9 protein-coding genes and 1 pseudogene are annotated in these 9,813 nt (G+C 58.3%); 6 read left to right on the top strand and 4 right to left on the bottom strand.

Annotated features, from left to right (window positions below):
- Positions 1-38: 38 nt before the first annotated feature.
- Complete coding sequence (locus tag AC1DSG_RS22375) at positions 39-755, bottom strand: SIMPL domain-containing protein (RefSeq protein ID WP_477792831.1); 717 nt, start codon at positions 753-755, stop codon at positions 39-41.
- A gap of 358 nt (positions 756-1,113) precedes the next feature.
- Here AC1DSG_RS22375 and AC1DSG_RS22370 point away from each other — a divergent pair, with 358 nt between their 5' ends.
- From AC1DSG_RS22370 to AC1DSG_RS22355, 4 genes are all read left to right on the top strand, one after another.
- Entirely contained in the window at positions 1,114-2,376 is a 1,263-nt protein-coding gene (locus tag AC1DSG_RS22370) for an ATP-binding protein (protein ID WP_477792830.1), read from the top strand.
- Positions 2,369-2,929 (top strand): response regulator transcription factor, encoded by a 561-nt coding sequence (locus tag AC1DSG_RS22365; protein ID WP_003221630.1) that lies wholly within the window; start codon positions 2,369-2,371, stop codon positions 2,927-2,929. Before AC1DSG_RS22370 ends, AC1DSG_RS22365 begins: the two co-directional genes overlap by 8 nt.
- Before the next feature lie 96 nt (positions 2,930-3,025).
- A complete protein-coding gene (locus AC1DSG_RS22360) occupies positions 3,026-4,753 on the top strand; it encodes an ABC transporter ATP-binding protein/permease (protein ID WP_477792829.1) in 1,728 nt (575 codons plus the stop codon).
- A gap of 187 nt (positions 4,754-4,940) precedes the next feature.
- A complete protein-coding gene (locus tag AC1DSG_RS22355) occupies positions 4,941-5,690 on the top strand; it encodes a FadR/GntR family transcriptional regulator (protein ID WP_477792828.1) in 750 nt (249 codons plus the stop codon).
- Here AC1DSG_RS22355 and AC1DSG_RS22350 read toward each other — a convergent pair.
- The 3 genes and pseudogenes from AC1DSG_RS22350 to AC1DSG_RS22340 form a co-directional block, all read right to left on the bottom strand.
- Positions 5,687-5,911 carry a hypothetical protein gene (locus AC1DSG_RS22350; protein ID WP_477792827.1) on the bottom strand — a complete coding sequence of 75 codons (225 nt, stop codon included), beginning with the start codon at positions 5,909-5,911 and terminating at the stop codon, positions 5,687-5,689. The two genes, AC1DSG_RS22355 and AC1DSG_RS22350, sit on opposite strands and share 4 nt — an antisense overlap.
- A gap of 250 nt (positions 5,912-6,161) precedes the next feature.
- A complete protein-coding gene (locus tag AC1DSG_RS22345) occupies positions 6,162-6,353 on the bottom strand; it encodes a hypothetical protein (RefSeq protein ID WP_477792826.1) in 192 nt (63 codons plus the stop codon).
- A gap of 14 nt (positions 6,354-6,367) precedes the next feature.
- Positions 6,368-7,671, bottom strand: a pseudogene (locus AC1DSG_RS22340) (phospholipase).
- A gap of 236 nt (positions 7,672-7,907) precedes the next feature.
- Between AC1DSG_RS22340 and kdgD the strand changes: the two are divergent.
- Both kdgD and AC1DSG_RS22330 read left to right on the top strand, forming a co-directional pair.
- Positions 7,908-8,819 (top strand): 5-dehydro-4-deoxyglucarate dehydratase, encoded by a 912-nt coding sequence (gene kdgD, locus AC1DSG_RS22335; protein ID WP_477792825.1) that lies wholly within the window; start codon positions 7,908-7,910, stop codon positions 8,817-8,819.
- Between the two features lie 61 nt (positions 8,820-8,880).
- Positions 8,881-9,813, top strand: a 933-nt coding sequence (locus AC1DSG_RS22330; RefSeq protein WP_477792824.1) for an aldehyde dehydrogenase family protein, incomplete at its 3' end; no start/stop codon positions are given.

The raw sequence follows: 9,813 nt of genomic DNA, 5'->3' as shown, positions 1-9,813 counted from the left end.
CTCCAGTGATCGCCGTTTTTGTGTACGGGGTTATCGAATCAAGGCATCAACACTTCAATCGCCCCATCCGCCGTCATGCTGACCTGACTCGTCCCCGCCTCAACATCAGGAGTCACCGGCGCTGCATCCATCGCGGCGGCTTTCATCATCATCGGCCCGCGCATGTACGGTTGTGGGTAACCGTTGCTGTTCAGGTTCAGGTTAACGATTTTGTAGCTCTTGCCACCCAACGCATCGGTCGCCAATTGCGCACGAGCCTTGAAGGCGGTCACGGCTTCTTTCAGTAGCGCGTCTTCACTGGCCTTGCGCGTTGGCGTGGCGATAGCGAAGTCCATGCCGCCCATTTTCAGGTCGGTGAGCAGTTCGCCGGTCAGTTTCGACAGGGCAGCAAAGTCCGAGCTTTCCAGGCGCAGTTCGGCGCGTTCACGCCAGCCGGTGATTTTCTGGCCCTTGGTGTCGTAGATCGGGTAGCTGTTGCGGCTGCCCTGGCGCAGGGTGATGTCTTTGACCTGTTTGGCCTGGGCCAGCGCTTTGTTCATGGTGGTGCTGACGTCGGCGGCGAGTTTGGCCGGGTCGGTATTTTGGTCTTCGGTGTAGAGGGTGACGATCATCAGGTCGCGCGCCACTTCCTGGCTGACTTCGGCGCGCAGGGAAATCTGGTTGTAGTGCAACTCGTCGGCGGCCAGGGCCGGGAGGCTGGCGAGGGTGCCGACACTCAGGGCGAGAAGGGAGGTGCAGCGGCGCAATGTGTGCATGAAAGCTCCTTGGGCGGTGCGCAGGGTTGGTTCCGAGCCTGCGTGAAACCATCAGACTCTAGCTTTGATGATCCGGTTCGCACAGTTACAACTTCTATACAGATCGACTCGATCCTGTGTAGCAGCTGCCGAAGGCTGCGTTCGARYGCGAAGCGGTCGTAAAATCTAAGACCTCATTCCTTCAGGTAAAGTGCGTCAGTCCAATTGCGACCGCTTCGCRYTCGAACGCAGCCTTCGCAGCTGCTACAAGGCCTGCGTCGGCCATTGCCATGTGGCTGTTTGCCGCACTTTTGCCTACCAACCTCCACGCTTGGTTATACTCCATGCGATTCGCCTGGAGCGCTCATCAGGAGAGCTCATGCTCGCCCCCGTTCAAATCACTTCTGCTACTCGCCAGAACCTCTGGCGGCTGACGTTCATCCGCACTTTAGTACTCGCCGCTCAGGCCGGTTCCGTGGGGCTGGCCTATTGGTTCGACCTGTTGCCGCTGCCATGGGTGCAGCTGGCAATGACCCTCGGGTGTTCGATGCTGCTGTGCGTGTTCACGGCGGTTCGACTGCGTACGTCATGGCCAGTGACCGAGCTCGAATACGCGCTGCAACTGGCCTGCGACCTGTTCATCCACAGTGCCCTGCTGTATTTCTCCGGGGGCTCTACCAACCCGTTCGTCTCTTATTACCTGGTGCCGCTGACCATCGCCGCGGTGACGTTGCCTTGGCGTTATTCGGTGATTCTGTCCGGTATCGCGTTGACGATGTACACCTTGCTGCTCGTGCGTTTCTATCCGCTGCAAACCTTCCCGATCGCCCGGGAAAACCTGCAGGTCTACGGGATGTGGCTGAGTTTTGCGCTGGCCGCGGCGGTGATCACGTTTTTCGCCGCGCGCATGGCCGAAGAGCTGCGCCGGCAGGAAGAGTTGCGCGCGATTCGTCGTGAAGAAGGCCTGCGTGATCAGCAATTGCTGGCCGTCGCGACGCAAGCGGCAGGCGCGGCGCATGAACTGGGCACGCCCCTGGCGACCATGAGCGTTTTGCTCAAGGAGATGCGTCAGGATCATCACGACCCGTTGTTGCAGGATGATTTGAGCGTTCTGCAGGATCAGGTCAAGCTGTGCAAAGAAACCTTGCAGCATCTGGTGCGCGCCGCCGAAGCCAATCGCCGCTTGGCGGTGGAGATGCAGGACGTCACCGATTGGCTTGACGAAGCGCTGAACCGCTGGCACCTGATGCGCCCGGAAGCCAGTTACCGCTTCCAGCGCCTGGGCCAGGGCACCGTGCCGCGCATGGCTCCGCCGCCAGACCTGACCCAGGCACTGCTGAATTTGCTCAACAACGCCGCCRATGCCTGCCCCGAAGGGCTGCAAGTGACGCTGGACTGGAACGCCGAAGACCTGACCATCAGCATCCGCGACCACGGTGCCGGCGTGCCGCTGGCCATCGCCGAACAGATCGGCAAACCGTTTTTTACCACCAAGGGCAAAGGTTTCGGCCTGGGCCTGTTTTTGAGCAAGGCCAGCGTGACACGCGCCGGCGGCTCAGTGAAACTCTACAGTCATGAGGAAGGCGGCACGCTCACCGAGCTGCGCCTGCCCCGTGTCGCCCGAGGAGACGAACATGAGTGACGAGATCCAAGTAGAAGGCGAAGAACTGCCGCATTTGCTGTTGGTCGATGACGATGCAACCTTCACCCGCGTAATGGCCCGCGCCATGGCCCGCCGTGGTTTTCGCGTCAGCACCGCCGGCTCTGCCGAAGAAGGCCTGACCATCGCCCAGGCCGATCTGCCGGATTACGCCGCGCTGGACCTGAAAATGGACGGCGATTCGGGTCTGGTCTTGCTGCCCAAGCTGCTGGAGCTGGACCCGGAAATGCGCGTGGTGATCCTCACCGGTTATTCGAGCATTGCCACCGCTGTCGAAGCGATCAAGCGCGGCGCCTGCAATTACCTGTGCAAACCGGCCGACGCCGATGACGTGCTGGCCGCGCTGCTGTCCGAGCACGCCGACCTCGATTCCCTGGTGCCGGAAAACCCGATGTCGGTGGACCGTTTGCAGTGGGAGCACATTCAGCGCGTGCTGACCGAGCACGAAGGCAACATTTCGGCCACGGCCCGCGCCTTGGGCATGCACCGCCGCACCCTGCAGCGCAAACTGCAGAAGCGTCCGGTCCGTCGCTGAACGGACGCTGAACGATCATCGCCAGCCCTCGCGATAACCCGAACCGATCAACTATGATCGGTTCGTGTGTGTTCTTTTCTCTATCGAGCCTTATCCATGAATCAGAACGCTGAATATTCCGCGGTCAACGATGCCGTGCGCGGGCAGTTTTTCCGCAAGGTCTGGGCGATCATCACGCCCTACTGGCGAAGTGAGGAGAAGGTCAAGGCCTGGACCCTGCTGATCGCGGTGATTGTGTTGTCGCTGATCAGCGTGGGGATCTCGGTGTGGTTCAACACTTGGTACAAGGATTTTTACAACGCTTTGCAAAATAAGGATGAAGCCGCGTTCTGGCGCCTGATTCTGTATTTCTGCGCGATTGCGGCCGTGGCGATTGTCGGTGCGGTGTATCGGCAATACCTGACTCAGATGCTGACCATCCGCTGGCGAGCCTGGCTCACCGAAAAGCATTTCGTCCGCTGGCTAGGGAACAAAAATTACTACCAGCTGGAGCAGGGCGGCTACACCGATAACCCGGACCAGCGGATTTCCGAAGACCTCAACAACTTCACTTCGAACACCTTGGAGCTGGGCATTGGTTTGCTGCGCAACATTGTCAATCTGGTGTCGTTCTCGATCATTCTGTGGGGTGTGTCGGGCAGTATTGAAGTGTTTGGCTTTACCATTCCCGGCTATATGTTCTGGTGTGTGCTGGTCTATGCCGTGGTCGGTAGCTGGCTGACGCACTTGATCGGTCGTCGCTTGATCGGCCTGAACAACCAACAACAACGCTTTGAAGCTGACCTGCGTTTCTCCATGGTCCGGGTTCGCGAGAATGCCGAAAGTATTGCGCTGTATAACGGCGAACCGAACGAAAATCGTCGTTTGAGCAGCCGTTTCGGGATGGTCTGGCACAATTTCTGGGACATCATGAAAGTGTCCAAGCGCCTGACTTTCTTTACGGCGGGTTATACCCAGGCGGCCATCATCTTTCCGTTCATGGTTGCCGCACCGCGTTACTTCGCGGGCAAGATTGAACTCGGGGAGCTGATGCAGATCAGTTCGGCGTTCGGCAATGTTCAAGAGAGTTTCAGCTGGTTTATCAGTGCGTACCAGGGCCTCGCTTCTTGGCGCGCCACCTGTGATCGACTGTTGAGTTTCCGTCAGGCCATGACCGACAACGAAGAGCGCCAGCCGGCCATCGACGTACAAAATCAGGGCAATGAGCTAAAAATCCACAACCTCGGCCTCGATCTGGCGGACGGCCGTCACCTGCTGACCAACGCCGACATGACGGTGGAAGAGGGCGAGCGCGTCATGCTCAGCGGACGTTCCGGCAGTGGCAAGTCGACCTTGTTGCGCGCCATGGGGCATCTGTGGCCGGCGGGTCACGGAAGCATTCGTCTGCCGTCGGCGCGCTACCTGTTCCTGCCGCAAAAGCCGTACTTGCCAATTGGCAGCTTGCGTGAAGCGTTGAGTTATCCACAGGCTGGCGATACCTATTCGCAGGAGCGCTACGTCCACGTTCTGGAAACCTGCCGTTTGCCGCATCTTATTGGACGTCTGGATGAAGCCAACCACTGGCAGCGCATGCTATCGCCGGGTGAGCAGCAACGTTTGGCGTTTGCCCGTGCGCTGCTTTATGCGCCGCAATGGCTGTACATGGACGAAGCGACCTCGGCGATGGATGAAGAGGATGAGGCGTCGCTGTATCAGGCCTTGATCGATGAAATACCGGGCCTGAGCATTGTCAGCGTCGGGCATCGTAGCAGCTTGAAACGATTCCACCCACGGCATGTTCGTATCGAGAACGGGCATTTGGTGGACCAGACAGTGACCGCATAAACACCGCAATCCCCTGTGGGAGTGAGCCTGCTCGCGATGGTCTCAACTCGGTTCATCTGAAGAACCGCGTTATCGTTCATCGCGAGCAGGCTCRCTCCCACAAGGGGATAGTGTTGCTGACGGTGATCGTACAACCGCGTTGAGCTATGATGCGGTTTCAGCCGAATTTTCGAGACAGATGTTCACCATGGAAAACCCGAACGACGCACCACGCCTCCCTCGCAAGCGCCGCAGCCTCGCACAGGAATTGGTGACGGTGCTGTCCGAGCAGATCCGCGACGGTCACCTCAAGCGCGGCGATAAATTGCCCACCGAGTCGGCGATCATGGACGCCCATGGCGTCAGCCGCACCGTGGTGCGCGAAGCGATTTCCCGCTTGCAGGCGGCTGGGCAGGTTGAAACCCGTCATGGCATCGGCACCTTCGTGCTCGATACCCCGAGCCCGAGCGGTTTCCGTATCGACCCGGCGACGGTGGTCACGCTGCGTGATGTGTTGGCGATTCTGGAATTGCGCATCAGCCTCGAAGTGGAGTCTGCCGGCCTCGCCGCGCAACGCCGCAGCGCGGAGCAGTTGGCGTTGATGCGAGCCGCGCTGGACGCCCTGAACGAAAGCGCTTCCCATGCCAGCGATGCGGTCGCCTCGGACTTCCAGTTCCACCTGCAAATCGCGCTCGCGACCGGTAACCGCTACTTCACCGACATCATGACCCACCTGGGCACCAGCATCATTCCGCGCACGCGGCTTAATTCGGCTCGCCTGGCCCATGACGACCAGCAGCACTACATGACTCGGCTGAGCCGTGAACACGAAGAGATCTACGACGCCATCGCCCGCCAGGATTCCGATGCGGCGCGGGCGGCGATGCGACTGCACCTGACCAACAGCCGCGAACGGTTGCGTCATGCGCATGAAGAGGCTGAGGCGCAGCGCGGCTAGGGATAAGGGTTTTCTACCTTGACCGTTTTGTAATCCACGTACTCAACGCTGTTGTTGCGCAACACCTTGAATATCTTCAGGGTGATTTTCCAGTACTGACCGGGTAGTGCTTCAAACACAACGATATCGCCCACACTGACATGGAAGTCAAAGTCAGTTGGACACTCTAAAGCTGCTTGTTTGGTTTTGGCTGGAAAGTTGAAGCAGTGGATTGCGGCCATGAACGCTTCGCCTGTGCAGGAATTGAGTTCCCGATTAAGCGTTTGCAGTAGAGGAGGCGAAACTGTAAGAAATAACAGTTTCGATGAGCGGTTACTTCTCGGCACCGTTTGCAGCGTCAGAGGAAATACCATCGCGAGCAGACTCGCCCCCACAGGGGATCTTCAGTGAGCACACTACTGTGGTTCACCCTCGATCAAATGGGGGAGCTAGTCTGCTAGCGATAGGGCCGTCAGCCTGGATGCTAATTTGTCAGCCAGTGCGCAGGATCGAGCGATCTACCCTCACAGCCAATTCAGCCGCCCCGGGCGTGGCATCAAACGCCGCACTCCCACGTTCATCGACCACCGCCCGCCCAATCACAACACCTTTGGACAACAACTCCAGTGGTGCACCGTTCATTGATTGTCCCGAAGCCAGTTCCAGCGTCAATTTGATCGTCATCATCGATCTCCTTATCAGGCAACGTTGCCAGTGGGTGCGTAGTCCTTGAGCAGCAAGTAAGTGCTCCAGCCCCACCAGTCGTCGATGGTGGCGTTATCGTTCAGGTTGTTGACGTCCTAGCGTCGCAGCACCTTGCTGCCCTCGACCTTGAACAGCGGCGAGAAATTACCTGCCGGGTTCAGCACGGCTTGCAGGTCCGGCAACTTTTTCAAGGCGCTGAAATTGCCGGGCAACGGTGCAATGCCGCTGAGGTACGCCGCGAAGATTTCATCCGCAGACAGCTGAATCGCTTGATTGACCTGAAGACGGTTGGCGCTGTCGATCGCATCGAAATAGCGCTTGTCGCCGTAGGCTCGCCATTGATCGCCGTTGCCGTTGCGCACATTGAGGCCGAACTTGCTGTCTTCATCGTGCATGAAACGGGTGATCAGCGAGCCAAGATCACTGGGCGTGACCACTGCCGCCAGCTGTTTACGGGGGACGCGCAAGTGGCCGGCGGAAAACAGGTCGGTCAGGTAGTGATCAGCAAAAGCATTCATCGCGTAGGCGATTTCCAGCTGTTTTTCATCACCACTGTTTTTCGCCAGTACCGCTTGCTGCACGGCGGTTGTGTGGCTTGAGATATAGGCTGCCAGTGCCCCTTCGGCAAAGTGGTCAGTATTGTTGGCGGCCAGTTTCAGATAACGCCCCAACGGGAAGAGAGCCGAGACAAAACTGCCGCCACATGTAATCTTGTTCCACTCCTCTGACAACGTATCTCCGAGGGCGTCATAGGCCTCGTGAGGTTGTTTACCGTCCCGGATCGCTTGGTTAACCGCGGTGATTTCCTCTTGCATGACGGCGAGGATCTGCTTCGCCTCGGCATTGGAGGCCGGCAGAACGGGAGGGAGTTAAAGGCGCTGGCGAAGCGCTGGGTGCGATCTTCAGGCGTCGCGCCATCACTGATGGGCTGATCGGGAATGCCATAAAAATCACCCCCCAATGCGACGACCTGGCCATAGGTCAGCGCCAGGCCGTTGTGCAGGTGCAACTCAACCTGTGCCGCTGGAATGGCGGGGGCATCCTTGATGAAACGCAGCAGCGTGGTGTCGCCGATTGCGGTGTGTTCACCGCCCTCGAAACGCAGCTGTGGCTGGCCTTTCAGGGCATACACGGATGCTGATGCGGGCGGTAAAGATGCGGCATTGTGTTGCTCGCCAAGGCGCAGAACCAAGTGTTCGTTGGCGCAGATGGTGATGCCGATCTCGGTAAAAAGATCATCCAGATTGGCAATGACCTGATTGGGGGTTTCCTGCAGTTTTGTGTGTAGATCTGACATTTTTTTCTCCTTGATATGTCTAGTTACGAATTTAATTTAACTGTATGTACATACAGTTGTTTCGATCATAGGTCAGAGTTTTCCTACGTCAAGGACATAAACGTCCGACACAAAATCTGCGGACGGCGATGAAATGCAGTTGACGGTTTTTATTTAAGTTGTACGATGACCTACAACTCGGCGAAAGCTGAACGATTTCCTCACACACAAACGTTGCTACCCAGGGTGTTCGAATAATGAATCCACAAGAACTGAAGTCCATCCTCTCTTCCGGCCTGTTGTCTTTCCCGGTTACCGATTTCAATGCTCAGGGCGACTTCAATCGCGCGGGCTACATTAAGCGTCTCGAATGGCTGGCCCCATACGGCGCCTCGGCATTGTTCGCCGCGGGCGGTACCGGTGAGTTCTTCTCTCTGGCGGCCAGTGAATATTCGGAAATCATCAAGACCGCCGTCGACACCTGCGAAACCAGCGTGCCAATTCTCGCCGGTGTCGGTGGCGCGACTCGCCAGGCCATCGAATACGCACAGGAAGCCGAGCGTCTGGGCGCCAAGGGCCTGTTGCTGCTGCCGCACTACCTGACCGAAGCCAGCCAGGACGGCGTTGCCGCCCACGTTGAAGCCGTGTGCAAATCGGTAAAAATCGGCGTAGTGGTTTACAACCGTAACGTCTGCCGCCTGACCGCTCCGCTGCTGGAACGTCTGGCCGAGCGTTGCCCGAACCTGATCGGCTACAAGGATGGCCTGGGCGATATCGAACTGATGGTGTCGATCCGTCGCCGCCTCGGTGATCGTTTCAGCTACTTGGGTGGTTTGCCGACCGCTGAAGTTTACGCCGCAGCTTATAAAGCCCTGGGTGTACCGGTTTACTCCTCGGCAGTGTTCAACTTCATCCCGAAAACCGCGATGGATTTCTACCACGCCATCGCTCGTGAAGATCACGCCACCGTCGGCAAGATCATCGACGACTTCTTCCTGCCGTACCTGGACATCCGTAACCGCAAAGCCGGTTATGCAGTGAGCATCGTCAAGGCCGGGGCAAAAATTGCCGGCTATGACGCAGGTCCTGTACGTGCACCGCTGACCGATCTGACGGCCGAAGAGTACGAAATGCTCGCCGCGCTGATCGACAAGCAAGGCGCGCAATAACACATCCGATTTAACAGGGCCGCTGAGTGATCGGCGGCCTTTTGCGTGAGGAGAATATTCCGTGGCAGATGCAAAGCGCTTTGATAACTACATCAATGGTGAATGGGTAGCGGGGAGTGAATACTGCGCCAACATCAACCCATCCGAACTGACCGATACCATTGGCCATTACGCCAAAGCCGATCTGGCTCAGGTCCACGCCGCCATCGACGCCGCTCGCGCCGCGTTCCCGGCCTGGTCGACCTCGGGTATCCAGGCTCGTCACGATTCGCTGGATAAAGTCGGCACCGAGATCCTCGCCCGTCGCGAAGAGCTCGGCACCTTGCTGGCCCGTGAAGAAGGCAAAACCTTGCCTGAAGCCATCGGCGAAGTGACTCGCGCTGGTAACATTTTCAAGTTCTTCGCCGGTGAAACCCTGCGTCTGTCCGGCGACTATTTGCCGTCGGTACGACCGGGTGTGAACGTTGAAGTAACCCGCGAAGCATTGGGCGTGGTTGGCCTGATTACGCCGTGGAACTTCCCGATCGCCATCCCTGCGTGGAAAATCGCTCCGGCCCTGGCTTACGGTAACTGCGTCGTGCTGAAACCGGCCGATCTGGTGCCGGGTTGCGCCTGGGCCCTGGCTGAAATCATCTCCCGCGCGGGCTTCCCGGCCGGCGTGTTCAACCTGGTGATGGGCAGCGGTCGTGTGATTGGCGATGCGATGGTGCAGAGCCCGAAAGTCGACGGCATCAGCTTCACCGGTTCTGTTGGCGTTGGTCGTCAGATCGCGGTCAGCTGCGTCTCGCGTCAAGCCAAGGTTCAGCTGGAAATGGGTGGCAAGAACCCGCAGATCATTCTTGACGACGCCGACCTCAAACAAGCGGTCGAGCTGTCGGTACAGAGCGCGTTCTACTCCACTGGCCAGCGTTGCACCGCTTCGAGCCGCTTCATCGTAACCGCTGGCATCCACGACAAGTTCGTCGAAGCCGTGGCCGAACGCATGAAGTCGATC

It is taken from the genome of Pseudomonas sp. P5_A12 (assembly GCF_056400685.1).
This window is presented reverse-complemented; position numbering and strand designations above follow the sequence as displayed.